Raw genomic sequence first — 24,461 nt, 5'->3', positions numbered from 1 at the left:
TGACGGCGGAGGAAGCCTCAACGCACCGCACGAACCTGCGGCGCCGGAAACTGCCCCAACGCCTTCTCGGTCAACACCGAATCGCAATATTCCCTGATCTCCTTGATCTTGCCGTCCTCGAGCCGGAACACCAGGCAATAGTCATTGTCGTAGCGAACGCCTTCCTTGGTGACGTTGTCGCCCTTGCCTTCGACCACGACATGGTCGCCGTCGGCGATGAAGCGGTGGGCGACGGTGCGCGCCCGTTCCGCCAATAGCGAACGGACGTGGCCGTGCAGGTCGTTGAGAATCGACTGCTTGCCGCTGAAGGTGCGCGACCAGGAATACTGTCCGGTCACCGTCCATGTCGCATCCTCGGCAAGGCTCGCGGTGAACAGCGCGCGGTCGCGCGCCGCGGGATCGGGATTTCCGGCGGCGGCAAAGATCTGCTGCATCAATTTCTTGTTGTCGGCTGCGCTCATGGCGGCTGCTCCGGTGGCTGACTGAATACACCTCCTTGTGCCGCGACAGAGATCATTCTTCAAATCGATAGCCGATATGATATCTATTCGTCAGATGAATTTCAATTCGCTCGACCTCAATCTCCTGATCGCGCTCGACGCGCTGCTGCGAGAAGCCAGTGTCAGCCGCGCCGCGATGCGGCTTCGTCTGTCACAGCCGGCCACAAGCCACGCGCTGCAGCGCCTGCGCGACCTGATCGGCGATCCACTCCTGGTGCGGAGCGGCGCGCGCATGGAGCTGACGCCGCGGGCGCAGGCGTTGCGCGCGCCCCTGGCGCAGGCGCTGGACCAGGTGCGCGCGCTGTTCGTTCCCGACGCGTTCGATGCCATCAGCAGCGACCGGCACTTCCGGCTGATGATGCCGGACCTCGCGGTCGAACTCCTGATGCCGCCATTGATGGAGAAGATCACACGGATCGCGCCGCATGTGACGATCGACGTGGTGCCGTGGCGGGGGCCCGCGATCTTCACCGCCGAGTTCGCTCGCACCATCGATCTCGTGATCTCGATCGGCGACGCCTTCAAGGGCTTCCACCGCCAGCGCCTCTATGTCGACAGCGACGCGCTCGCGGTGCGCTGCGGCCATCCCGTGGGCGCGAGGTTGAAGAAGCGCGAAGCGTTCCTGGCGGCGAGGCATGTCGCCGTCGTGATCCGCGGCCAGAACGAGGACCTGATCGATGGCTGGCTGCGCTCCAAGGGCATCGAGCGGCGCATCGCTCTTGTCGTGCCTGGCTATATCGAGGCGCTGCATGTCACAGCCCGCACCGACCTCGTCGCCTTCGTGCCGCGCCGCCTGATCGCAGCGCTCGCCAGGCAATTGTCATTGCTGACCGTGACGCCGCCGCTCGATCCCGGCATCGACGAACAATACATGTTCTATCCCACCCGCGCCCAGATGGACCCCGGCTCGATCTGGCTCCGCCAATTGATGCTGGAGACGGGACGGGAGTTGGACAGGCGAAAAATGTAGGATGGGTAGAGCACGGTGAAGTTCAGCACTTGCTCCGTCATATCGCGCGCGCGATTTTCCTTAATCCAATCAACGTGATTTGCCTCGTCCAGCCCAGCCGCGAAAAACATTCCGCTTCCGCCGTCGGGCAAATCAATGATTTAACTCCGCGCGTCTCATCCGAATGAGGGGCGGCTCGCGATCGTCACGAACGTTGCGATGAGATGCGGTGGACGCGATGCGTGCGACTGACGAGCGCACACATCACGGACGGCGAAGTCGTGTGGTCCTGGCGCCCCGACGCTGGCGCTAAGTCCTGGGGGATGGAAACATCCCTGAGGGTGACGGTGGCAAAAGAGCCCGGTCACCGGGGAGAGCACGAAGTAAGCCGTAAACCATCGCGCAGGGAAAGCCGGAATGCTTCGGTTGAACCTGTGGTCCTACCCCCGTGCTTTTTGTTGCACGGGACCCACGGGTGCAACCAGCACCCGGCTTTCCCTGCGCCCTCTGCTATCGAGGAGGGTGAAACGAGATGCAAAGCTCGGGCGTAAAGCGCCGCGAGAACGCGAACTCACATCGTCTCCTCACACTCCACCGTCATGCCCGCGAAGGCGGGCATCCAGTATCCGGCAGCCTCTCGGCTCAAGCACCGCCGTCTCTGGAATACTGGATCGTCCGGTCAAGCCGGACGATGACAGCGGAAAGCTGTTTGACATTTGAATCAGAAAGCCACCGCGTCATTGCGAAAGCACCACAAACCGCTCACGCCTCCGCGTCCAGCACCTTCTTCACCGCGGGCCGCGCGGCCATGCGGCGCCGGTGATCGACCACTTTCGGCAGTGCCGCCAGATCGACGCCGTCGCCCTCCAGCCACTGCGCCATCGTGAAGAGATAGATGTCGCAGATCGTGAAGGCCTCGCCCATCACCCACGGGCCTTTCAGCATGTCGCGTTCGACCAGCGCGAAACTGGCGCCGACCGTTTTCGGGATCATGCGCTTCATGTCGGCAAAGGAGGATTCGTCCGCAGCCCAGCGATAACCGCGCATCTTGTGGGCATGCGCGACATGCAGCGTCGAGCAGAGATAGCTGTTGAACGCCTGCACCTGCGCGAACGCAAAGGCGTCATCGAGCGGCGCCAGTTTCGCCTGCGGAAAACTCTGCGCGATAAAAGCGAGCAGCGCGGGTGTCTCGGTGAGGACGCCACGATCGGTGACCAGCGCCGGCACCCGTCCCTTCGGGTTGACCTTGAGATAGTCCGGGCTGTTCTGCTGGTTGGTCTTGAAGTCGATCCGTTCGATCGTATAGGGCGCGCCGGCCTCTTCGAGCGCGATGTGCGAGGCGAGCGCGCAGGTGCCGGGGGTGTAATAGAGCTTGAGCATGTTTCATCCCTCATTCAGAGGGATACGAAGTTAACGGCGCGCTCTTGCCCCGTCCATCCCCGCGCCGACTGGCTGGCTCAGCGAACGGCCTTTGCCGTCTCCACCAGGCGTGCGCTGGTCGATGCCGTCGCGAGCACGACGCCGTCTTCCAACAGCCTGCCCTCCACGAAGGCGACGGTCTTGCCGAGCTGGGTGACCCTGGCCTCGCCGATGATCGGTCCCGGCTTCGCCGGCGCCAGGAAATTCACCGTCATCGTGATGGTTGCAGTGTAGAGCTTGCCATCGGTCATGACGAACACCGCCGGGCCCATCGTGTCGTCGAGCATCGCCGACAACATGCCGCCCTGGATAAAGCCGGCCGGGTTGCAGAACTCCGGCTTGCCCTCGAAGCCGATCCGGATCCAGCCTTCGTCCGGGCGCGCATCGAGCAGGTGCCAGCCAAGCAGCTTCGAGCAGGGCGGCTTGGCAAGTCGGTCAAGCGCGGTCGCGATCATGGGAGCCTCCGTTGGTGCTCCTCCCTAACGCAAGGCTGCTGCCAGCATGCTGTCAGCAACCTCACGTGCCGAGCCCATGCGCGACCACCTTGCGCATCACGTTCGGGAACGCTTCGTCCGCGAGGGTGGCGACCGGCACCCAGCGCATCCCCTCTGGCGCCCGCGTGCGCGGCGTAACGGTTGCGGTATAGACCGCAAGCTCGAGTGGAAAATGCGTGAAGACGTGGGTGACGACGCCGGCCTTGCGGTGCCAGCGCGTCACGCCCTTCAGAGATGGCGCCTGCTCGAGTGCAGCCGCATCGTCCTGCCCGGCCAGCCAGTCGGAGGTCGGCACTTCCGTCATGCCGCCGAGCAGGCCTTTCTCGGGGCGGGTGCGGACCAGGAGCTCATCGCCGCGGATGACGACAAAGGCCGCGCCCGAGCGCAGCAAGCCGGTCTTCTTCGGCGCCTTGCGCGGAAAGCTCTCCTGGTCGCCGCGGGCGCGCGCTGCGCAATCGTCGTTGAGCGGGCACAGCGCGCAGGCCGGCTTCTTCGGCGTGCAGATCGAGGAGCCCAGATCCATCAGCGCTTGCGCACTGTCGCCGGCGCGAGAAGGACCGAGCAGCGTGCTCGCCAATTGCTGGATCAGCGGCTTGGCCTGCGGCAACGCCTCCTCGACCGCGAACAGCCGCGATACCACGCGCTCGATATTGCCGTCGACCGGCATGGTGCGGCGGTCGAAGGCGATCGCAGCGATTGCGGCGGCCGTGTACGGCCCGATCCCCGGCAGCGTGCGAAGCCCTTCCTCATCATCGGGAAAGATGCCGCCATGATCGCGCAGCACCGCCACCGCGCAGGCGTGCAGGTTGCGCGCCCGGGAATAGTAACCGAGCCCGGCCCACATCCGCAGCACATCGTCCAGCGAGGCGCGCGCCAGCGAACCGACATCCGGCCAGCGCGAGACGAATTTCTCGAAGTACGGCCCGACCGCCTTGACCGTCGTCTGCTGCAACATGATCTCCGACAGCCACACCCGGTACGGATCGGCCCGCTCACCGGCAGGCGCTCGCCACGGCAGCCGGCGGCGATGCCGGTCATACCAGGCCAGCAGCAGGGCGGGACGTGCGGCGACCGCGTCAGGCGGTTGTCGTGATTTTGTGGCGGCTGCGCGAGACCTCATGCGATGACTTTAATGTTGGCGCCCGAATCTCTCCACGTCATGCCCGGGCTTGTCCCGACCATCCACGCCTTTCTTCGCACCGGAATCGGGGTGGTTCCTGGGGTCAATCCCGAAGTGCTATAAGGACCCATGTCAAAACCCGGCCCGATCAGCGCAAAGCCGCTCTCTATCCTGCTCAACGACGTCTTCTCCGACGCCTATGCCAAGCAGGGATTCGCCGCGCGCGAGCTGGTGACGCGGTGGGCGGAGATCGCGGGGACCGAGATCGCGCGGTATTCGGAGCCGATGAAGATGCAATGGCCGCGGCCGGTGGAGGGGCAGCCGCAGGAGCCGGCAACATTGGTGCTCCGGGTCGAGGGGCCGATGGCGCTGGAGATCCAGCATTCCTCCGACCGCATCGTGGAGCGGGTCAACCGCTTCTTCGGCTGGCACGCGGTCGGCCGGCTGGCGCTGCGGCAGGCGCCTCTGTCCCGGCGGGGGCGCCCGGTGCGGCCGCGGCCGCCGGACCCCAAGGCGGTGGCGGCGGTCGAAAAGACCCTGTCCGCCGTAGAGGACGAGGCACTGCGTGCCGCACTGGCGCGATTGGGGGCCTCGATCAAGCGAAATTGAGACTTTTTTGCGTGGCGGGCCTTGGAGCGCAGCATTGCCACAATCACCATTTCAAGCTAGCGAAAGCTCGCTTTTTTAGACCTCTTTTAGGCGTGCATGCGCCAATCCGGGAGCCGACCTTGATCATCACGCGCCGCGCCTTCACCGCCGCTTTGTCACTGACTGGTCTTGCCGCCCTGATCGGTCTCTCGCCGCTGCGCCTGATTTCGGAGGCGATGGCGCAGACCGCCGCCGATGTCGCCAAGCCGCAATCGCTACCGGACATGGCGCTCGGCCCGCAGAACGCCCCGGTGACCATCACCGAATACGCCTCGATGACCTGCCCGCACTGCGCGAACTTCAACGACACGGTATTCCCGAAGATCAAGTCGGAATACATCGACACCGGCAAGATCCGCTACGTGTTCCGCGAATTCCCGCTCGACATCAAGGCCGCCGCCGGTTCGATGCTGGCGCGCTGCATCGCCAAGGATGACGCGCCGAAATATTTCGCAGTCATCGACCTCCTGTTCCGCCAGCAGAACGACTGGGTGATGAAGAACACCACGGAGACGCTGACGCGAATCGGCAAGCAGGCGGGCCTCAGCCAGCAGCAGGTCGAGGATTGCCTGAAGGACCAGGCGCTGCTCGACAAGATCGCCGCTGACCAGAAATACGCCAACGACGTGCTGAAGGTGAATTCGACGCCGACCTTCTTCATCAACGGCGAGATGCTGAAGGGCGAGACCTCGTTCGATGAATTCAGCAAGCGCATCAATTCATTGTTGAAAAGCTGATTCGTCCACAGCTATTCGCAACATCAGATAAACCAAGCAAAAGCCTTGGGAAAAGCCCGAGGCGGCGGTTGCCGGTGCGCTCCGGCCTCGCCATTGTCGCGGCCACAGCCGCAGCGAGCGGTCCGCCTGCATTACCGACATTGCCTTTCATGGTACTGTCACGGCTGGGAGATTCGCGCCCGGCCAACAGAGATTTGTGTTCATGAAGCTCACGCGCCTACGCCTCCACGGTTTCAAATCGTTCGTTGAACCCACCGACTTCATGATCGAGCCGGGCCTGACCGGCGTGGTCGGACCGAACGGCTGCGGCAAGTCCAACCTGGTGGAAGCGCTGCGGTGGGCGATGGGCGAAACCTCGCACAAGTCACTGCGCGCCGCCGACATGGACGCGGTGATCTTCGCCGGTTCCGGCAATCGCCCGGCGCGCAACCACGCCGAAGTTGTGATGACGATCGACAATTCCGATCGCACGGCGCCGGCCGCTGTCAATGACAGCCAGCTCCTGGAAATCTCCCGCCGCATCGAGCGCGATGCGGGTTCCGCCTATCGCATCAACGGACGTGACGTGCGCGCGCGGGACGTGCAGCTCCTGTTCGCCGATGCCGCGACTGGCGCGCGGTCGCCGGCACTGGTGCACCAAGGCAAGGTCGGCGAGATCATCCAGGCCAAGCCGGAACAGCGCCGCCGCATCCTCGAAGATGCCGCCGGCGTCGCCGGCCTGCATGCCCGCCGCCATGAAGCGGAACTGCGGTTGAAGGCAGCCGAGACCAACCTCACCCGCGTCGAGGACGTGATCGGCCAGCTCACCGGCCAGATGGACGGGCTGAAGAAGCAGGCGCGGCAGGCGATCCGCTACCGCGAGGTCGCCGCGAAGGTCCGCAAGTCCGAGGCGATGCTGTTCCACCTGCGCTGGATCGAGGCTCACGCTGACGTCAACGATGCCGCGCAGACGCATGATCTCGCCGTTCGCGAGGCGGCCGAGCGCACCCGCGAGCAGGCGGAATCCGCGCGCATCCAGGCAATCCGCGCGGCCGAACTGCCGGCGCTGCGCGAGGCGGAAGCCCGCGCCGCCGCAGGCCTGCAGCGGCTCAACAATGCGCGCGAGATGCTCGATCGCGAGGAGGAGCGTGCCAAGGAACGCGTTTCCGAACTCGACCGGCGCCTGGCGCAGTTCGTTGCCGACATCGCGCGCGAGCAACAACAGACGGCAGACGCCGACGTCGCGCTGCAGCGGCTCGACACCGAGGACGCCGAGCTGAAGGAAGAGATCAAGTCTCGGGTCGAGCAGCGCTCCGGCGTCGACGAGCGCGTCGCGGAAGCGGAAGCCATGCTTGCCGAAACCGAGCGCCGGTTCGCCGAGCTGACCACGGAGCTTGCCGACCTCACCGCCAAGCGCAACCAGCTCGAAGCCGGCGTGCGCACCCATCGCGACCGGCTCGCCCGGCTCGACCATGAGATCGCAAGCGTCCAGGCCGAGGAGGAGCGCCTCGCGCAGGAAACCGGTTCGCTGGGCGATATCGATGTGCTCGCCGCCGCGGTCGAGACCGCGCAGCAGACGCTGGCCGAGGCCGAAGCCACCGTGCAGGCGAGCGAAACCGGTCACGTGGTCGCGCGGCAGACGCTCGAAGCTTCGCGCAGCCCGCTGACCGAAGCAGAGAAGCGCGTGCAGCGGCTCGAGACCGAGGCGCGCACCATCTCCAAGATCCTCAATGGCGAAACCAAGAATCTGTGGCCGCCGATCATCGACGGCATCACGGTCGCCAAGGGTTATGAGAAGGCGATCGGCGCCGCGCTCGGCGACGATCTCGATGCTCCCGTCGATCCCTCGGCACCGATGCGCTGGACCAATGTCCCCGCTAGCGAGGACCCGGCGCTGCCCGAAGGCGTCGATTGCCTTGCCAATCATGTGCAGGCACCGCCGGAACTGGCGCGCCGCCTCGCCCAGATCGGCGTCGTGGCAAAGGAGCGCGGCGCGGAGCTGGTGTCGCGACTGAAGACCGGCCAGCGGCTGGTGTCGCTCGAGGGCGACGTCTGGCGCTGGGACGGTTTTGTCACCGCCGCTCACGCGCCGACCGGCGCGGCGCGGCGCCTCGCCGAGCGTGCCCGCCTCGTCGACATCGAGCATGAACTCGAGCAGGCGCGCAACGAGGTGATCACCAAGCGGCAGGCGCTGGAGAATGCGGAAGCCGAATTGCGCGCCGCCTCCGCCGCCGAGACCGCCGCGCGCGAGGCGGTGCGTGCCGCGCGTCGCGAGGGCGATGCCGCGCGCGAGCGTCATGCCGCAGCCGAGCGCGAGATCAACCGCCACGCCGCGCGCAAATCCGCGCTGACGGAAGCGCACAACCGCCTCGCCGCCGACCGTGCCGAAGCCGAGGCCGCGCACGAGAACGCCGATGCGGCCCTCGCCGAATTGCCGCCGAGCATCGAGGCTGAAAGCCAACTCGGCGCGGTCCGCAGCGAGATCGAGAACCGGCGCCGCGTGGCCGCCCAGGTGCGCGCCGAAGCGCAGGCGCTGGCTCGTGAAGCCGAGCTCGCCGACCGCCGCGTGCAGGCGATCCTCGCCGAGCGCAATGAGTGGCAGAACCGCAAAGCAAGCGGCGCCTCGCAGATCGGAACGATTGAGGCCCGCATCACCGAGCTGACCGCAGAGCGCGAGGAGCTCGTCAATGCGCCGGAGGTGTTTGCGGAGAAGCGCAGCGCGCTGATCAGCGAGATCGAGTACGCCGAGAACGATCGCCGCGGCGCCGCCGACGCGCTCGCCGCTGCCGAGACCGCGATGGCGGAGACCGACCGCACCGCCAAGGCCTCGCTGGAAGCGCTGTCGAGCGCCCGCGAGGCGACCGCCCGCGCCGAGGAGCGGATGGAAGGAACTCGGCGTCGGCTCGCCGACATCGAGCGCGAGGTCCATGACATGCTCGAGGTTGAGCCGCAGGCGTTGGCCGGCCTCGCCGAGATCGAGCCGGGCGCCGAACTGCCGCCGGTCGGCCAGATCGAGGAAGAGCTCGAAAAGATGCGCCGCGATCGCGAACGCCTCGGCGCCGTCAATCTGCGCGCCGAGGAAGAGCTGCGCGAGGTGGAGACCCAGCACACCGGGCTCACCACCGAGCGCGACGACTTGGTCGAAGCGATCAAGCGCCTGCGCCAGGGCATCCAGAGCCTCAACCGCGAAGCACGCGAGCGGCTTCTCACCTCGTTCGAGACCGTCAACAGCCACTTCAAGCGCTTGTTCGTCGAGCTGTTCGGCGGCGGCGAGGCCGCGCTGCACCTGATCGAGAGCGACGATCCGCTCGAGGCCGGTCTCGAGATCATCGCAAAGCCCCCTGGCAAGAAGCCGCAGTCGCTGTCGCTGCTCTCGGGCGGCGAGCAGGCGCTGACCGCGCTGGCGCTGATCTTCGCGGTGTTCCTGACCAACCCTTCGCCGATCTGCGTGCTGGACGAGGTCGACGCGCCGCTCGACGACCACAACGTGGAGCGCTGCTGCAACCTGTTGCACGAGATGACGGCCTCGACCGAGACGCGCTTCATCGTCATCACGCACAACCCGATCACCATGGCGCGCATGAACCGGCTGTTCGGCGTCACCATGGCCGAGCGCGGCGTGTCGCAACTGGTCTCGGTCGACCTCGAAGGCGCAGTCGGCATCCTGGATCAGCACGTGGCGTGATCTCGCCCGCCCCATTGACGTCATCATCCGCGAAGGCGGATGATCCAGTAGGCGGTGCCGTTCGTGAATCTCACATCTGCCTCAGGCGTACTGGATGTCCCGCCTGCGCGGGGCATGACAAGAAGAGATGATCTCGCCCGACCTTCCCGCCGAACTGAAAGCGGCACTCGACGCGAGGCTGCAGGGGGTTTCGCGCAATGAGGCAGCAAGTCGCGCCGCCGCGATCTCGCGGACCTACCGCGACGGCGGCGGCTCGGGCACGATCAAATCAGAGACCGATGCGCTCGCCTATGCGCTGGCGCGGATGCCCGCGACCTACGCGGCCGTCGCCGCCAGCCTGAATGCGCTCGTCGAAATCAGGCCGGATTTCGCGCCGACGTCGCTGCTCGATATCGGCGCCGGGCCGGCTACGGCGAGCTGGGCGGCGGCGCAAGCCTTCTCGTCGCTGCAACGCTTCGTCCTGCTCGATGCCAACGCCAGCTTGCGCACACTGGCGCTTGAGCTCGCCGGCACGCGGCTGCGCGGCGCGCGCTATGAGTTGGGGCCGGCGCGGAAGCTGCTCGCCGACGCCGAACGGGCGGATATTGTCGTCGCGAGCTACATGGTCGGCGAGATCGATGAGACCGAGCGAGCCGCGCTCGCACGCCTGATGTGGGAAAAGGCGGGCGAGGCGCTTGTGATCGTCGAACCCGGCACGCCCGCGGGCTATGCGCGGATCATCGCGCTGCGGGCGGAACTGATCGCGGCCGGCGCACATGTCGCAGCGCCCTGCCCGCACGACGAACAATGCCCGCTTCAGGCGCCAGACTGGTGCCATTTCAGCCAGCGGCTCTCCCGCTCGCGCGCGCACATGCAGGTGAAGGGCGCGGAGGTGCCGTTCGAGGACGAGCGGTTTGCCTATGTCGTGCTGACACGGACACCCAGCGCGAACCGCCCGTCCCGCGTACTGGCGCAACCCGTCGTCGGCAAAGCGGAAGTGACTGCAAAGCTCTGCACACCGACCGGCCTCTCGTTTGCAAAGATCCCCCGCCGCGCCAAGGCCGACTATGCCCACGCCCGGCGCTGGCGATGGGGCGATGCCGTGCCGAACGCTTGAACTAATTCCCTGCCCGATCCGACCAACACATGCCTGCCGCTGGGGGCAGGTCGACGCGCGCGCCGATTTTCGTCTAGGTTTCGCGGGTTGATCCCATCAGGAGTTTTTTTATGTCGACCGGCTGGATCGTTCTCGGCGTCATCGTCGTCCTCGTGCTGTTTGCGTTTGCCGCCTACAACCGTTTGGTGGCGCTGAGCCAGCGCGTCAACCAGGCGTTTGCCGACATTGACGTCCAGCTCAAGCAGCGCCACGACCTGGTGCCGAACCTGGTCGAGACCGTGAAGGGCTATGCGTCGCACGAGCGCGGCACGCTGGATGATGTGATCAAGGCGCGCAACTCCGCGATCTCAGCGCAGGGACCGGCGCAGGTCTCCGCCGCCGAGAACCAGCTAAGCGGCGCCCTCGGCCGCCTGATCGCGCTGTCGGAAGCCTATCCGGACCTGAAGGCCAACGCCAATTTCCAGCAGCTCGCAAGCGAGCTCTCCGACCTCGAGAACAAGATCGCGGCCAGCCGCCGCTTCTTCAACAACGCGGTCCAGGAATACAACACCGGCATCCAGCAGATGCCGGCCGCTTTGTTCGCCGGGATGTTCGGCTTCACCCGCAAGGATTTCTTCGACCTCGGCGCCAGCCGCGCCGAGGTCGAGACCGCGCCGAGCGTGAAGTTCTAGGCGAGATGACACTACATCTTCTCCGTCATTCCGGGATGCGCCGCAAGGCGCAAGCCCGGAATCCATTTCACCGCATCGCCTGCGGCACGATGGATTCCGGGCTCGCGCTTCGCGCGCCCCGGAATGACGGTGGTTAGCGGACGTCCAGCATGGCCGCCTACGGTCTCTACACCCATATCGCGTCGAACAAGTTTCGTTCGATGCTTCTGCTTGCTGGGCTGTTCGTCCTGATCTACGTGCTGGTCTATGCCGGCGCGCTGGTCGCGGAGGTCATGATCGACGGCGGCCGCTCAGTCGACGATTACCTGACGCGGGCGCTGCACGACCTGGTTTCGGCTTTCCCCTATGCCACTATCGGCGCGGCGCTGTGGATCGTGATCGCGTATTTCTTCCACCAGAACATGATCGACGCCGTCACCGGCGGCCAGAGCGTGACGCGGCAGCAAGAGCCGCGGCTCTATAATCTCCTGGAAAATCTCTGCATCTCCCGCGGCATCTCGATGCCCAAGCTGAAGATCATGAACAGCCCCGCGCTGAACGCCTTCGCGAGCGGGCTGAACCGGCGCCAATATTCCGTCACGGTCACCACGGGGCTGTTGCAGGCGTTGAACGACCAGGAGATCGAGGCCGTGCTCGGCCACGAACTCACCCACATCCGCAACGGCGACGTGCAGTTGATGGTGATCGCGGTCATCATCGCCGGCGCGGTCGGCTTCTTCGGCGAACTGTTCTTCCGGATGTTCACCAACCTGTCCTGGAATTCCAGCGGCGGCTGGTCGTCCTCCTCTTCATCGTCGTCATCCTCCTCCTCATCTTCGTCCGATCGCAAGGGCTCGGGCGGCGGCGCGATCATCGTGATCATCATCGCCATCGTCCTGATCGTGGCGGCGTGGCTGTTGTCGCAGGTCGTCAAGCTGGCGCTGTCGCGATCGCGCGAGTATCTGGCGGATGCCGGGTCGGTGGAACTGACCAAGAACCCCGATGCGATGATCTCGGCCCTGCGCAAGATCGAAAATCGCGGCGAATTGCCGGGTGCGACTTCGGCGGTGATGGAACTATGCGTGGACAATCCGCGGGAGGGCTTCGCCGACCTGTTTGCGACCCATCCGTCGGTACAATCGCGGGTGGACGCATTGGTGAAGTTCGCCGGCGGCCATGATCCCGGGCCGATCGCCCTGCCGGACGATCCCGCAGCTAGTCCCGAAGAAGGTGCCCAGGAACCGTCGGCACAAGGCGAACTTCCGCCTCCCGCTCCGCGCGGCCCTTCGCGCGGCCCCTGGGACGACGCAGCCGAGCCGGCCGGCCCGTCGCAGCAACAGCCTGGTCAGGGTCCGCTTCAGGGGCCTTGGGGCCGACATTTTTGATTGTGGCCTAACGCCCTTCAACTCATTAAGAAAATCCCCACCAAACGCGTCACTTGGCATTCAAGGAATTGAATTCTCCCTTGTTTCTGCCATGTTCGCGCCCAAAGCAGGAATGGGGACTTGCCGATCGCGCCCTCGCGGTCGGGGGCGTGTCTTAAGGGATTTCCATGGCAAAGCCAGTCGTGATTGTGGTGGGCGCGGACAAGGGCGGGGTCGGCAAGACGACCGTATCTCGGACGCTTCTGGATTATTTCAACGCGAACAACGTCGGGACTCGGGCCTTCGACACCGAATCCCCGCGGGGAACGCTGAAGCGCTTCCATCCTGAGATCACCGAGATCGTCGATATGACGACGACCGCGGATCAGATGAAGATCTTCGACACCCTGAATTCCGGCCCCATGGTCACCGTGATCGACGTCCGCGCCGGCCTTTTGTCACCCGCGCTCGCTTCGCTGCGCGACATCGGCTTTTTGGATGCCGCCCGGTCCGGCCAGATTACCTTTGCGGTGTTCCATATCCTCGGCCCCTCGATCGCTTCGCTGGACGAGATCGCCGAAACCGCCAATTTCATGAGCGGCGCGAAATACTTCCTGGTGAAGAACTTCATCAACGACACCCAGTTCTTCCAGTGGGACCAGTCGACCTACAATTCCTATTTCCACCGCATCAAGGATGCCACCGACCTGACCATCCCGAAGCTGAACGAGATGGCCTATGAGCAGGTCGAGGTCGCTTCCGTCCCGTTCCTCAAATTCGTCGCCAACAAGGGCCCGCACGACGAAGCCGCGAACTATTCGTTCGTGCTCCGCGGCTATGTCCGGCACTGGCTCGCCAATGTCTGGAGCGAGTTCGACCGCATCAAGCTGACCGACCTGGTCGGCGCCAAGTCGGTGACGCGCGGCAGCGAAAAATAGTCGCGCCTCCGGGGGATGCGGGGCTGGATTAGGCAGGAAAATCGCCTGATATAGCAGGCGATGTCAGCTACGCCCGTCTACATCATTTGCTCGCCCCGCCCCCAGGTCGGCAAGACCCTGGTCGCGCGGCTCTTGAGCGAATTTCTGCTGCTGAAGAACGGCGACGTGGTTTCCTTCGACATCAACCTGAAGGAGCCGTCGCTGCTCGACTACCTGCCCAGGACCACCGAGACCGCAGATGTCATCGACACCTATGGCAAGATGCAGTTGATGGACCGGCTGATCGTCAATGACGGGGTGGCGAAGGTGATCGACCTCGGCTACCACGCCTTCGACGAATTCTTCAAGATGATCGACGAAATCGGCTTCATGAAGGAAGCGCTGCGCCGCCACGTCGCGCCGGTCATCCTGTTCGTCGCCGATACCGACCGTGCCTCCGCACGCAGCTACGAGATGCTACGCCAGCAGATCCCGCCGCGGGCGCTGATGACCATTGACAACGAATTCGTGGTGCGCGGCGAACTGCCCGCGGCCATGGGCCGAGGCCGGGTGCTCCGCTTCAGCGCGCTGCCGGTGTTCCTGAAGACCTATATCGACCGGCTGAACTTCTCCTTCACCGGCTATCTCCGGCACGAGAAGGACTCGTCCACCGAGTTGCATCAGTGGATCCGGCGCAATTACACGATCTTCCGCGATCTCGAACTAAGCGTGATGCTGCAGCGGTCATAGCTTCGTAGCCGTAGGGCTACAGTGCCGTAGGGTGGGCAAAGGCGCACTGGCGCCGTGCCCACCATCCAGCACCGCGCTCGCGAGGGTGGGCACGCTTCGCTTTGCCCACCCTACGGCCTCTACGCGAGGGCAGCGTCAATGCCCTTCGAAAGCCATCAGCGTCCGCACCGGGACATCCATCGCGCGCAGCTTGGCGGCACCGCCGAGTTCGGGCAGGTCGACGATGAAGCAGGCGGCGACGACGTTGGCACCGATCTGGCGCAGGAGCTTGACCGCGCCCTCCGCAGTGCCGCCGGTGGCGATGAGATCATCGACCAGGATCACGCGCTCGCCGGGATGCACGGCATCGGCATGCATCTCCATTTCGTCCAGGCCGTACTCCAGCGAATAGGCGATCCGCACTGTGGTGTGCGGCAGCTTGCCCTTCTTGCGGATCGGCACGAAGCCGGCGGAAACCTGGTGCGCCACCGCGCCGCCGAGGATGAAGCCGCGGGCCTCGATGCCGGCGACCTTGTCGATCTTCGAGCCAGCCCATGGATGCACCAATTCATCCACCGCCCGACGGAACGCGCGGGCGTCCGCAAGCAGCGTGGTGATATCGCGGAACAGGATGCCGGGCTTCGGATAGTCCGGAATGGTGCGAACGGCGGCCTTCAGGTCGAGGTCAAATGTCATTGCTGTCTCGCTTTCGTGTCTCCACCGTCATTGCGAGGAGCGATAGCGACGAAGCAATCCATGTCTCCGCAGGTGGAGATATGGATTACTTCGCTTCGCTCGCAATGACCGGTCCCCTCAATTCGCCTCCGCATCCAGCCGGAACGCGTTTTCCACGATGCGCAGGCCTACCTCGCCGCCAAGCGACATCAGCGATTCCGGGTGGAACTGCACGCCGCCGACCGGCAAGGTCTTGTGCTCGATCGCCATCGCGATGCCGTCCTCCGTGGTCGCCGTCACCGACAATACATCAGGCACGCTCTGGCGCTCGACATAAAGCGAATGGTAGCGGCCAATCACGATCTCGTTCGGCAAATTTTGCATTAACCGGCCGCCCCGGACCTGGATGCGCGAGGGACGGCCGTGGGCGGGCTGGCCGAGCTGGCCAAGCTGGCCGCCGAAATATTCGCCGATCGCCTGCACGCCCAGGCACACGCCGAAGATCGGCAGCTTCTTCTCGATCGCGGTGCCGATGGTCTTTCCGATCCCGAAATCCTCCGGCCGCCCCGGACCGGGCGAGAGCACCAGCAGGTCCCAGCTCTTCTGCTTCAGCATCTCCTGGGCATGGATGTGCCGGACCACGGTGACGGCGGCGCCGACCTGGCGGAAATAATCCGCCAGCATATGCACGAAGCTGTCGTCGTGGTCGATCAGAAGCACCTTCTTGCCGGAGCCGGTGGCATCGGGGGCAATGCTGGAGAGCCGCTTCGGCGGATCGCCACGCAACGCCTGAAACAGGGCTGCGGCCTTCACCTGGCATTCGCGGTCTTCAGCCGCCGGGTCCGAATCGAAGAGACAGGTGGCGCCGACGCGAACCTCCGCCAGCCCATCCTTCATGCGGATGGTGCGGATGGTGAGCCCGGTATTGATGCTGCCGTCGAAATTCACGCAGCCGATCGCGCCGGCATACCAGCGCCGCGGCGAGCGCTCGTGGTCTTCCACGAACTGCATCGCCCACAATTTCGGCGCGCCGGTCACGGTCACCGCCCAGGCATGGGTGAGGAAGGCATCGAGCGCATCGAAGCCCGGACGCAGCATGCCCTCGACGTGATCGACCGTATGGAACAGTTTTGAGTAGGTCTCGATCTGGCGGCGCGCCAGCACCTTGATGGTGCCGGGCACGCATATGCGCGCCTTGTCGTTGCGGTCGACATCGGTGCACATGTTGAGCTCGAACTCGTCCTTCTCCGAGTTCAGGAGCTGGCGGATCTGCTCGGCATCGCCGATCGCGTCGCTGCCGCGGGCGATGGTGCCCGAGATCGGACAGGTCTCCACGCGCCGGCCGTCGGAGCGAACGAACATTTCCGGCGAAGCCGACACCAGGAATTCGCCCTCGCCCAGATTCATCAGCGCGCCATAGGGCGACGGGTTGATGCGGCACAGCCGTTGAAACACTTCCGCCGGGGAACGCTCGCAGGGCTCGGCGAAGAGCTGGCCGGGCACCGCCTCGAACAGATCGCCGCGGGCGAACGCCGCGCGCGCGACCTCCACCGTCGCCTGATACTCGCCGGGCGCGTGATCCGCAAAACCTTGCCGATCCGTCTTGACGTAACGGCTCTCGGCGGTCTCGCGCGGCAGGCCCTCGGTCGATTGGCCGTTCCAGGCGAAATCGTAAGTCAGCACCACGCCGCGGCCGGTGGCGCGGTCATAGGCAAGCAGCCGATCGGGCACGTACAGCACGATGTCGCGCTGGTCGGCCTCGCGCGGCCGTTTCTGCACGAGGTCCTCGATCTGGAACACGAGGTCGTAGGCGAAGGCGCCGAACAGACCGAGCAGCGGATCCGCATTGGACGAGAAGGCCGCCACGAGGTCGCGCACCAGCGACATCACGCTGGCGCGCCGGGTGCGCTGGTCTTCTTCGATTGGGGCTTCGCCGCGGATGATACGGCCGGCGAGGCGCGCCGCGCTCTTTTCGGTGATGACGATGCAGGGCTCACGCAGGACGTCGCCGAGGAAGGCGATCAGCACCTCGCCACGCTTGTTCAGCGCTGCTAGCGAGAAGTTCGTGCCTGACGTCTCCAGCGCCAGCGGCGGGTCGGAGAAGCCGAGATCGAAACTCTCGTAGCGCCCGGGCACGGTTGTGCCCGAGGACAGCACGACGCCGCGGTGGCGGTCGAGCAGATCAATGAGGTCATCGAGCCGGCCGGCATTGCCGCTGAACTGTTCGACCACACGGGTGACCGCAAGCCCGCCACTGGTGCGGTACTCGCTTTTCGCCGGCAGGGAGAAGACTGTCCTGTTCATGTGTTCCTCTTACGAGACTTAACGAGGGAGCGCCACACAGGACAACCGAAGGGACCGTCGCACTGCGATGGCGACCTTCGACGATATTTTAAATGAAATCGCACCGGCCACCTATGAGGAGGTGGGCCACCAAAGACAGGATGGGCGGGCAACGGTGCTCATAACCCGCTAAACACCACCCGGCGGGAGCGATGTCAAGGTATGGGCGCGGCCGGCGGCCTGCTCAAAAACCCATCTTTGGGGTTTGAAGGCCTGCGAATTCGCGTAAGTTTGATCCCCAAGAAGGGCAGGCCAACCGCCCCGATGGACAACAAGGGAGGCACATATGGGGCTATTGGGTCTCGGATATGCCGGGTTCGGCGCGGCCGAGCTCGACGACTGGCGGGAATTCGGCACCACGCTCGTCGGCCTGCAGGCCGTCGAGCGCGGCAACTCCCTGCTCGCCTTCCGGATGGACGATCGCAAACAACGCATCGTGATCGATCGCGCCGCTCCGGAAGGATCGCGCTTCTTCGGCTGGGAGGTGGCGGATGCGGCGGCACTGGATGAGCTCGCCGCCCGGCTCGAGCAAGCCGGCGTCGCGGTGACCGCCGAGCCGCAAGCGCTCGCCGATGCCAGGCATGTGCGCGGCCTGATCTCCTTCCACGATCCCGAAGGCAACCGGCTGGAAGCGTTTTATGGCGCCGAGGTCGATGCCGCGCCGTTCAAGCCGGGCCGCGCGATCTCGGGCTTCCGCACCGGACCGCTCGGACTCGGGCACGCCGTGCTGACGGTCGAGCGCATCGATCCGATGCTGGCGTTCTATGTCGACGTGCTCGGCTTCGGGCTCTCCGACTACATCCTGAAACCGTTTCGCGCCTACTTCTTCCACGTCAACCCGCGACATCATAGCCTGGCGCTGATCGAGACCGGGAAGAGCGGCATGCATCATCTGATGGTCGAGATGTTCTCGCTCGACGATGTCGGGCGAGCTTACGACGTCGCGCTGAGCCAGCCCGACCGCATCGGCACCTCGCTCGGCCGCCACACCAACGACTTCATGACCTCGTTCTACGCGAGGACGCCGTCATCCTTCATGATCGAATGCGGCTGGGGCGGCCGCGAGATCGATCCGGCGACGTGGCAGCCTTACGAGATGCAGGACGGTCCGAGCCTGTGGGGTCATGAGCGCGTCTGGCTGCCGGCCAGGGACCGCGAGCTCGCCCGCGAGATGCGGATGCACGCCGCCGCCCAAGGCCGCCGCGCGCCGGTGCAGGTGATGCAGGGCAACTACAAGCTGATGTCGGGCACCTGCCCGTGGTGGGACGGGATCCGCAAAGGAACGGTCTGACAATCGTCTCTCGGATTCCGGTTACCGATAACACCCCTGTTCGATCTCTTCGAGCAGATCGCGGGCCCTCGGCTCCCAGTCGAGCTGCCGCCGCGCACGCACGCCTCGCACCCGGCTGTTCGAGCCCATCGTGTCCTCGGCGACGCCCTCCCCCCATTCGGAGGCAGCCTCTTCCATCGACATCGCCGACGGCGGCCGATCAAACGCCAGCATGGTATTGATGGCCTCGCAGATTTCGCGCATCGAGTTCTCGCCGTTCTCGGCGAAATAGAAAGCCCCGGCCGGGGCCTTCTCGATGGCGAGCGCGTAGAGCGTCACCAGATCGTCGATGTGGACGTTCGACCACACGTTCTCGCCGGGTCCGGCATGTGCCGCACAACCACGCTTTCTGGCAAGTGCGATGAGCAGGGGAACCTGCATGCTGTGCGGTTCGGCGCCATGACCGAGACCGTAGATCAGGCTCGGACAGATGATGACCGGATGGCTTCCCTTCTCGCGGTGAGAGAGAATGTATTCGTTAAGCGCAACCCGTGCTGCGCGGGCTGGCGACGGGGTGATCGGCGTATCTTCGTCGAAGATCTCGTCGGATCGGTGGCCCTTGGCACGCGTGCCGACAATGCTCGATCCCGAGGTGTGTATGAACAGCTTGCCCGTTCCAGCCAGAGCGCCGGTCAAGGCAACGACGGCACCTTTGTGATCGGCGCTGGCCGCATTGATAACGATGTCAGCGGCTTGCGCCGCCTGCACCAGACATTCCTCGTCATCCAGCGTTCCGAACAGCGGCTGGATGCCGTGGATGCGAACCGCATCGGCTTTTTCCGGGGAGCGAACCAGCCCGGTCACATGATGTCCGGCGGCGACAAGATGAGCCGCAACCGATCCGCCGATATAGCCCGATGCGCCCGTGCAAAAGACTTTCATCCCGGTCTCTCCACCGAGGAGTTCGCGGTCGGTGAGGGCCTCGCCGCCTCATCGCTCCGCCCTCTTTTCCGACAAGCGGACGGGCAAGATCAGCCCAGATGTTTCTTGAAGAACTCCGTTGCCCTTCCCCAAGCGAGTTCGGCAGCCTGGCGGTCATGCACCGACATGCGCTGCTCGTTGACGAAGGCGTGCTCGGCGTCATAGCGGAACAGCTCGAGCGACTTGCCGGCGGCCTTCATGGCCTTCTCGAAGGCGTCGACCAGTTGCGGCGTGCACCAGTCGTCCTTGTTGGCGAAATGCGCCTGCAGCGGGATCTTCACGTCGGCCGGCTTTGCCGCCTGCTCCGGCGGGATGCCGTAGAACACGACACCGGCAGTCAGTTCCGGAATCTTGGTGGCGCCGATGATGGTCACCGCGCCGCCGAGGCAGAAGCCGGTGAGGCCGACCTTGGCGCCGTTCCGCGCCACGTATTGCGCGGCGCCGCGCACGGTCTGCGTGGTGGCGTCCATGAAGTCGAGCGAGTTCATCTCGCGACCCGCGGCATCGGTGTCGTGATACGGCACCACCGTACCCTTATAGAGATCAGGCGCCAGCGCGTCGAAGCCGGCCCGCGCAAAGCGGTCGCACATACCTTTGATCTGGTCCTGCAGGCCCCACCATTCCTGGATCACGACCACGCCCGGTGCATCGCCGCGCGCCGCGTTCGCGAGGTAACCGTTGGCATCCTTGCCGTCCGGACGTTTGAAGGTGATGGTGGTGCCCATGAATTCCTCCGGAATGTTTAGGGGGAGATTGGCGGCCATTGTGGCGGCTCACCGCGCGTGACGCAATCGCGGCAGCAAAAAAGCCCCCGCGGGGGCTTTTTCAAATCACGTTGCCGAAAGCGCGATCAGTGGGCGTTGGCCCAGACCTTCTTCTTGGTGAAGTACATCAGGATCGAGAACAGGATCAGGAACACGAACACCTGAAGCCCGAGCCGCTTGCGCGCTTCCATATGCGGTTCCGCGGTCCACATCAGGAAGGTCGTGACGTCATGGGCATATTGCGCGACCGTGGTCGGCGAACCGTCGGTGTAGGCGACCTGACCGTCGCTCAGCGGTTTCGGCATCTTGATGGCGTGGCCCGGGAAATACGTGTTGTAGTAGGAGCCCTCGGGAATGGTCACGCCGGCCGGCGGTTTCTCCTCAAAACCCTGAAGGATTGCGGAGACGTAATCCGGGCCCTGCTCCTGGTACTGGGTGAAGAAGTCGATGATGAACCAGGGGAAGCCGCGCTTGTAGGAACGGGCCTTGGTGATCAGCGACAGATCCGGCGGAGCCGCGCCACCGTTGGCCGCACGGGCCGCCTGCTCGTTCGGGAACGGCGACGGGAAGTAGTCGGCCGGCCGGCCCGGGCGCTCGAACATCTCGCCCTGGTCGTTCGGGCCGTCCTTGATCTTGTACTCGGAGGCAAACGCGGCGGCCTGGGCCGTCGAATAGCCGGGTCCGCCGGGATCGGCGAGGTTGCGGAACGCGACGAAGGAGAGGCTGTGGCAGGTCGCGCAGACCTCCTTGTACACCTGCAACCCGCGCTGCACCGCGCCGCGGTCAAACGTGCCAAACGGGCCTGAGAACGACCATTTCTGCGCCGGCGGTGCGACCTCGCCCCCCTCGGCCTTGGCGCTTTGCGCACCGCCGACCAAGAGCCCGCCCGCAACCATGATTGCGATCACGGTCGAGACCATCGGCGCGGCCTTGCTGCCCGTCTTCGCCAACACGTCGTCGGCGATCGAGTTCGGTACCGGCCTCGGCGTCTCGATCCGCGAGAGCAGCGGCAGCACGATCAGGAAGTAGGCGAAGTAGCAGACCGTCAGGATGCGGCCGGCGATCACATAGATGCCTTCCGGCGGCTGCGCGCCGAGATAGCCGAGCAGGATGCAGACGACGACGAACATCCAGAAGAACTGCTTGGCCAGCGGACGGTACTTCGACGACCTGGTCTTGGCGCTGTCGAGCCAGGGCAGGAAGCAGAGGATGATGATCGCCGAGAACATCGCGATCACGCCCGCAAGCTTGTTCGGGATCGAACGCAGGATGGCGTAGAAAGGCAGGTAATACCATTCCGGCACGATATGCGCCGGCGTCACGCCGGGATTCGCCGGAACGTAGTTCTCGGCATCGCCGAGATAGTTCGGCATGTAGAAGATGAACCAGGAATAGAAGATCAGGAAGCAGGAGACGCCGAACAGGTCCTTGATCGTCGCGTAGGGCGTGAAGGCGACCGTGTCCTTCTCGGTCTTGGCCTCGACGCCGGCCGGGTTGTTCTGACCCGCCACATGCAGCGCCCAGACGTGCAGCACGACGACGCCGGCGATCACGAAGGGCAACAGATAGTGCAGCGAGAAGAAGCGATTCAGCGTCGGGTTGCCGACGGCGTAGCCGCCCCACAACAGCGTCACGATGCTCTCGCCGAAATAGGGCACGGCGGAGAACAGGTTGGTGATGACGGTGGCGCCCCAGAAGCTCATCTGGCCCCACGGCAGCACGTAACCCATGAAGCCGGTCGCCATCATCAAGAGATAGATGATGACGCCGAGGATCCACAGCACCTCGCGCGGCTCCTTGTACGACCCGTAGTAAAGGCCGCGGAACATGTGGATGTAGACGGCGAAGAAGAACATCGACGCGCCGCAGGCGTGCATGTTGCGGAGCAGCCAGCCGTAATTGACGTCACGCACGATCAGCTCGACCGAGCGGAAGGCGAGATCGGCGTGCGGCGTATAGTGCATCGCCAGGATCACGCCGGTCAGAATCTGCACTGCCAGCATCATCGAGAGAATGGCGCCGAAGGTCCACCAGTAGTTCAGGTTGCGCGGCGTCGGATAGGCCACGAAGGAGGAGTGCACGAGGCCGAAGATCGGCAGTCGCCGCTCGATCCACCTCAAAGCTGGATTGGTCGGCTGAAAATCGGATGGTCCGCTCATTGATGCGATCCTGAGAAGTAAAGACGACGCGATCGGTCGAAGCCTCGGGCTGGGCCGAGACTTAGCCGATCTGGATTTTGGTGTCGGAAACGAACTGATACGGCGGCACCGCCAGATTGGCGGGCGCAGGCCCCTGGCGGATACGACCGGAGGTGTCGTATTGCGAGCCATGGCAGGGGCAGAAAAATCCGTCGTAATTGCCCTCATGGGCGATCGGGATACAGCCGAGATGGGTGCAGATGCCGATCACGACCAGCCATTGGTCATGGCCGGACTTGACGCGGGCCTCATCGGTCTGCGGGTCGGGCAGGCTCGAGAGCGGAACGCTGCGCGCCTCGTCGATCTGCTTCTTGGTGCGGTGGCTGATATAGATCGGCTTGCCGCGCCAGAACACCTTGATGTCCTGCCCCTCGGCGATCGGCGTCAGATCGACCTCGATCGGCGCACCGGCGGCGATGGTCGCCGCGTCCGGATTCATCTGGTCGATGAGCGGCCAAACCGTCGCCGCTACACCCACCGCAGCAGCAGCACCCGTTGCAACATAAAGGAAATCACGGCGTGTCGGATGGTCCGCCGAAGACGCTGTCGTCACGATTCCAAGCCCTTTCCTTGTCTGCAGCCGGTGGAACCGCCCCGGTGGCGCCCATTGCAACCGGGAGGTCTGCCGGCGCCCGCGGCCCCCCGCGGCGGCAGAAAACCACTATCCCTCCTCCCTACTGGCGGAATAGCAGTCCAGAATCGTTCTATTGGCACCCTTGCCGGACGAGCGCAAGCCCGCTATCGGCTCGCAGGCGTGCAATGCACTAAATGAGCGACGAACGTTGTTTTCTTGAGACATTTCGTCGGTACCTAACCCAGCGCCACGGCCATGCAGATCGCGCTCTTCCAGCCCGATATCCCACAGAACACCGGCACCATCCTGCGGCTGTGCGCCTGCCTGGATGTGGCGGCCCATATCATCGAGCCGGCAGGCTTCCCGACCTCCGACCGGCATTTCCGCCGGGCGGGAATGGACTATCTCGACCACGTCCGTTTGATGCGCCATGATTCCTGGACGAAATTCGAGGAATGGCGCCGCGAGGCTGGCTATCGGCTGATCCTGTTCACGACCAAGGTCGCCGGTTCCTACCTCGATTTTCGCTATGCCGCTTCCGATATACTCATCTTCGGGCGCGAATCCGCTGGGGTCACCGACGCGGTGGCGGCAGCGGCCGATGCACGGCTGGTGATCCCGATCAAGCCGCCCATGCGCTCGCTCAATGTCGCAATGTCAGCGGCGATGGCGATCGGCGAGGCCTTGCGACAGACCCGCAGCCTGCCGTTGAAGGAGATTCCGTGAGCTACGCGGTCAAGGAGATTTTTCTGACCCTGCAGGGCGAAGGCGCGCATGCCGGCCGTGCGTCGGTGTTCTGCCGCTTTGCCGGCTGCAACCTCTGGAGCGGCCGCGAGCAGGACCGCGCCAGCGCAACCTGCCAATTCTGCGACACCGATTTTGTCGGCACCGACGGCACGCTCGGCGGCCGCTATGCGAGTGCCGCAGCACTTGCCGACATCATCGCCGCGCAATGGACGGGCGATAATGTCGGCCGCTATGTCGTGCTGACCGGTGGCGAGCCGCTGCTGCAGGTCGACGCCGAGTTGATCGATGCGCTGCATGCGCGCGGCTTTGCCATCGGCGTCGAGACCAATGGCACGATCACACCGCCGGACGGGCTGGACTGGGTCTGCGTCAGCCCGAAGGCCGGCGCGGAACTCGTGGTGCGGAAGGGGAATGAGTTGAAGCTGGTCTATCCGCAGCAGGATGCCGCGCCGGAGCGCTTCGTCGATCTGGATTTCGAGCGCTTCTCGCTGCAGCCGATGGATGGGCCTGATGCGATTCAAAACACCGCGCGCGCGGTCGAGTATTGCTTGCAACACCCGCAATGGCGGCTGAGCGTGCAGACGCACAAGACGCTGGGCATCAGATAGGAGTTGGACTTTCA

At 64.7% G+C, this 24,461-nt stretch carries 22 protein-coding genes; 12 read left to right on the top strand and 10 right to left on the bottom strand.

Features of this window, described 5'->3' with window-relative positions; all coding sequences use genetic code 11:
* Positions 1-17: 17 nt before the first annotated feature.
* A complete protein-coding gene (locus ACZXDY_RS08965; protein ID WP_464345228.1) occupies positions 18-461 on the bottom strand; it encodes a nuclear transport factor 2 family protein in 444 nt (147 codons plus the stop codon).
* A 94-nt stretch (positions 462-555) separates the two neighbouring features.
* Here ACZXDY_RS08965 and ACZXDY_RS08960 point away from each other — a divergent pair, with 94 nt between their 5' ends.
* Positions 556-1,470, top strand: coding sequence for a LysR family transcriptional regulator (locus ACZXDY_RS08960; RefSeq protein WP_464345279.1), 915 nt, complete (start codon positions 556-558; stop codon positions 1,468-1,470).
* A gap of 741 nt (positions 1,471-2,211) precedes the next feature.
* On the opposite strand, the gene ACZXDY_RS08955 is transcribed toward ACZXDY_RS08960, so the two are convergent.
* From ACZXDY_RS08955 to mutY, 3 genes are all read right to left on the bottom strand, one after another.
* Positions 2,212-2,829, bottom strand: a complete 618-nt coding sequence (locus ACZXDY_RS08955) for a glutathione S-transferase family protein (RefSeq protein ID WP_464345227.1) — start codon at positions 2,827-2,829, stop codon at positions 2,212-2,214.
* 77 nt (positions 2,830-2,906) lie between these two features.
* Complete coding sequence (locus tag ACZXDY_RS08950; RefSeq protein WP_464345226.1) at positions 2,907-3,323, bottom strand: PaaI family thioesterase; 417 nt, start codon at positions 3,321-3,323, stop codon at positions 2,907-2,909.
* Positions 3,324-3,384: 61 nt separating this feature from the next.
* The gene (gene mutY / locus ACZXDY_RS08945) at positions 3,385-4,482 is read right to left on the bottom strand and encodes an A/G-specific adenine glycosylase (protein WP_464345225.1); all 1,098 of its coding nucleotides are present in this window, start codon (positions 4,480-4,482) and stop codon (positions 3,385-3,387) included.
* A 129-nt stretch (positions 4,483-4,611) separates the two neighbouring features.
* On the opposite strand from mutY, the gene ACZXDY_RS08940 reads away from it, so the two are divergent.
* The 8 genes from ACZXDY_RS08940 to ACZXDY_RS08905 all read left to right on the top strand — a co-directional run bounded on the left by ACZXDY_RS08940 (position 4,612) and on the right by ACZXDY_RS08905 (position 14,308).
* Complete coding sequence (locus ACZXDY_RS08940) at positions 4,612-5,091, top strand: DUF721 domain-containing protein (RefSeq protein ID WP_464345224.1); 480 nt, start codon at positions 4,612-4,614, stop codon at positions 5,089-5,091.
* Between the two features lie 119 nt (positions 5,092-5,210).
* Complete coding sequence (locus ACZXDY_RS08935; RefSeq protein WP_028167441.1) at positions 5,211-5,867, top strand: DsbA family protein; 657 nt, start codon at positions 5,211-5,213, stop codon at positions 5,865-5,867.
* Positions 5,868-6,069: 202 nt separating this feature from the next.
* The gene (gene smc / locus ACZXDY_RS08930; RefSeq protein WP_464345223.1) at positions 6,070-9,531 is read left to right on the top strand and encodes a chromosome segregation protein SMC; all 3,462 of its coding nucleotides are present in this window, start codon (positions 6,070-6,072) and stop codon (positions 9,529-9,531) included.
* A 127-nt stretch (positions 9,532-9,658) separates the two neighbouring features.
* Positions 9,659-10,627, top strand: coding sequence for a small ribosomal subunit Rsm22 family protein (locus ACZXDY_RS08925; RefSeq protein WP_464345222.1), 969 nt, complete (start codon positions 9,659-9,661; stop codon positions 10,625-10,627).
* Between the two features lie 110 nt (positions 10,628-10,737).
* Complete coding sequence (locus tag ACZXDY_RS08920; protein ID WP_028167444.1) at positions 10,738-11,298, top strand: LemA family protein; 561 nt, start codon at positions 10,738-10,740, stop codon at positions 11,296-11,298.
* A gap of 149 nt (positions 11,299-11,447) precedes the next feature.
* Positions 11,448-12,662, top strand: a complete 1,215-nt coding sequence (locus ACZXDY_RS08915; protein WP_464345221.1) for a M48 family metallopeptidase — start codon at positions 11,448-11,450, stop codon at positions 12,660-12,662.
* 167 nt (positions 12,663-12,829) lie between these two features.
* Positions 12,830-13,579 carry a P-loop NTPase family protein gene (locus ACZXDY_RS08910; RefSeq protein WP_464345220.1) on the top strand — a complete coding sequence of 250 codons (750 nt, stop codon included), beginning with the start codon at positions 12,830-12,832 and terminating at the stop codon, positions 13,577-13,579.
* A gap of 60 nt (positions 13,580-13,639) precedes the next feature.
* Positions 13,640-14,308 (top strand): P-loop NTPase family protein, encoded by a 669-nt coding sequence (locus ACZXDY_RS08905; RefSeq protein ID WP_464345219.1) that lies wholly within the window; start codon positions 13,640-13,642, stop codon positions 14,306-14,308.
* A gap of 135 nt (positions 14,309-14,443) precedes the next feature.
* On the opposite strand, the gene ACZXDY_RS08900 is transcribed toward ACZXDY_RS08905, so the two are convergent.
* Positions 14,444-14,983, bottom strand: a complete 540-nt coding sequence (locus ACZXDY_RS08900; RefSeq protein WP_028167448.1) for an adenine phosphoribosyltransferase — start codon at positions 14,981-14,983, stop codon at positions 14,444-14,446.
* 117 nt (positions 14,984-15,100) lie between these two features.
* Positions 15,101-17,266 (bottom strand): anthranilate synthase component I, encoded by a 2,166-nt coding sequence (locus ACZXDY_RS08895; protein ID WP_464345218.1) that lies wholly within the window; start codon positions 17,264-17,266, stop codon positions 15,101-15,103.
* Positions 17,267-17,591: 325 nt separating this feature from the next.
* On the opposite strand from ACZXDY_RS08895, the gene ACZXDY_RS08890 reads away from it, so the two are divergent.
* Positions 17,592-18,596 carry a VOC family protein gene (locus ACZXDY_RS08890; RefSeq protein ID WP_464345217.1) on the top strand — a complete coding sequence of 335 codons (1,005 nt, stop codon included), beginning with the start codon at positions 17,592-17,594 and terminating at the stop codon, positions 18,594-18,596.
* Between the two features lie 21 nt (positions 18,597-18,617).
* On the opposite strand, the gene ACZXDY_RS08885 is transcribed toward ACZXDY_RS08890, so the two are convergent.
* From ACZXDY_RS08885 to petA, 4 genes are all read right to left on the bottom strand, one after another.
* Positions 18,618-19,517 (bottom strand): NAD-dependent epimerase/dehydratase family protein, encoded by a 900-nt coding sequence (locus ACZXDY_RS08885; RefSeq protein WP_464345216.1) that lies wholly within the window; start codon positions 19,515-19,517, stop codon positions 18,618-18,620.
* Between the two features lie 89 nt (positions 19,518-19,606).
* On the bottom strand, positions 19,607-20,281 hold the full coding sequence (locus tag ACZXDY_RS08880) for a dienelactone hydrolase family protein (RefSeq protein ID WP_464345278.1): 675 nt from the start codon (positions 20,279-20,281) through the stop codon (positions 19,607-19,609).
* 125 nt (positions 20,282-20,406) lie between these two features.
* A complete protein-coding gene (locus tag ACZXDY_RS08875) occupies positions 20,407-22,479 on the bottom strand; it encodes a cytochrome c1 (RefSeq protein WP_464345215.1) in 2,073 nt (690 codons plus the stop codon).
* A gap of 61 nt (positions 22,480-22,540) precedes the next feature.
* Positions 22,541-23,071 (bottom strand): ubiquinol-cytochrome c reductase iron-sulfur subunit, encoded by a 531-nt coding sequence (gene petA, locus ACZXDY_RS08870; RefSeq protein ID WP_028167454.1) that lies wholly within the window; start codon positions 23,069-23,071, stop codon positions 22,541-22,543.
* Positions 23,072-23,347: 276 nt separating this feature from the next.
* Here petA and ACZXDY_RS08865 point away from each other — a divergent pair, with 276 nt between their 5' ends.
* Both ACZXDY_RS08865 and queE read left to right on the top strand, forming a co-directional pair.
* Positions 23,348-23,818 carry a tRNA (cytidine(34)-2'-O)-methyltransferase gene (locus ACZXDY_RS08865; protein ID WP_464345214.1) on the top strand — a complete coding sequence of 157 codons (471 nt, stop codon included), beginning with the start codon at positions 23,348-23,350 and terminating at the stop codon, positions 23,816-23,818.
* A complete protein-coding gene (gene queE / locus ACZXDY_RS08860) occupies positions 23,815-24,447 on the top strand; it encodes a 7-carboxy-7-deazaguanine synthase (protein WP_208821703.1) in 633 nt (210 codons plus the stop codon). Before ACZXDY_RS08865 ends, queE begins: the two co-directional genes overlap by 4 nt.
* The last annotated feature ends 14 nt before the right edge of the window (positions 24,448-24,461 follow it).

It is taken from the genome of Bradyrhizobium sp. LeoB3 (assembly GCF_055456055.1).
The sequence above is the reverse complement of the archived record's forward strand: the minus strand, read 5'-3'. Positions and strand labels throughout refer to the sequence as shown.

Bases quoted from the DNA above. Each gene is read 5' to 3' on its own strand.
- ACZXDY_RS08965 (WP_464345228.1), bottom strand. From the start codon at position 461: ATGAGCGCAGCCGACAACAAGAAATTGATGCAGCAGATCTTTGCCGCC.
- ACZXDY_RS08960 (WP_464345279.1), top strand. From the start codon at position 556: ATGAATTTCAATTCGCTCGACCTCAATCTCCTGATCGCGCTCGACGCG.
- ACZXDY_RS08955 (WP_464345227.1), bottom strand. From the start codon at position 2,829: ATGCTCAAGCTCTATTACACCCCCGGCACCTGCGCGCTCGCCTCGCAC.
- ACZXDY_RS08950 (WP_464345226.1), bottom strand. From the start codon at position 3,323: ATGATCGCGACCGCGCTTGACCGACTTGCCAAGCCGCCCTGCTCGAAG.
- mutY (WP_464345225.1), bottom strand. From the start codon at position 4,482: ATGAGGTCTCGCGCAGCCGCCACAAAATCACGACAACCGCCTGACGCG.
- ACZXDY_RS08940 (WP_464345224.1), top strand. From the start codon at position 4,612: ATGTCAAAACCCGGCCCGATCAGCGCAAAGCCGCTCTCTATCCTGCTC.
- smc (WP_464345223.1), top strand. From the start codon at position 6,070: ATGAAGCTCACGCGCCTACGCCTCCACGGTTTCAAATCGTTCGTTGAA.
- ACZXDY_RS08925 (WP_464345222.1), top strand. From the start codon at position 9,659: ATGATCTCGCCCGACCTTCCCGCCGAACTGAAAGCGGCACTCGACGCG.
- ACZXDY_RS08920 (WP_028167444.1), top strand. From the start codon at position 10,738: ATGTCGACCGGCTGGATCGTTCTCGGCGTCATCGTCGTCCTCGTGCTG.
- ACZXDY_RS08915 (WP_464345221.1), top strand. From the start codon at position 11,448: ATGGCCGCCTACGGTCTCTACACCCATATCGCGTCGAACAAGTTTCGT.
- ACZXDY_RS08910 (WP_464345220.1), top strand. From the start codon at position 12,830: ATGGCAAAGCCAGTCGTGATTGTGGTGGGCGCGGACAAGGGCGGGGTC.
- ACZXDY_RS08905 (WP_464345219.1), top strand. From the start codon at position 13,640: ATGTCAGCTACGCCCGTCTACATCATTTGCTCGCCCCGCCCCCAGGTC.
- ACZXDY_RS08900 (WP_028167448.1), bottom strand. From the start codon at position 14,983: ATGACATTTGACCTCGACCTGAAGGCCGCCGTTCGCACCATTCCGGAC.
- ACZXDY_RS08895 (WP_464345218.1), bottom strand. From the start codon at position 17,266: ATGAACAGGACAGTCTTCTCCCTGCCGGCGAAAAGCGAGTACCGCACC.
- ACZXDY_RS08890 (WP_464345217.1), top strand. From the start codon at position 17,592: ATGGGGCTATTGGGTCTCGGATATGCCGGGTTCGGCGCGGCCGAGCTC.
- ACZXDY_RS08885 (WP_464345216.1), bottom strand. From the start codon at position 19,517: ATGAAAGTCTTTTGCACGGGCGCATCGGGCTATATCGGCGGATCGGTT.
- ACZXDY_RS08880 (WP_464345278.1), bottom strand. From the start codon at position 20,281: ATGGGCACCACCATCACCTTCAAACGTCCGGACGGCAAGGATGCCAAC.
- ACZXDY_RS08875 (WP_464345215.1), bottom strand. From the start codon at position 22,479: ATGAGCGGACCATCCGATTTTCAGCCGACCAATCCAGCTTTGAGGTGG.
- ACZXDY_RS08865 (WP_464345214.1), top strand. From the start codon at position 23,348: ATGCAGATCGCGCTCTTCCAGCCCGATATCCCACAGAACACCGGCACC.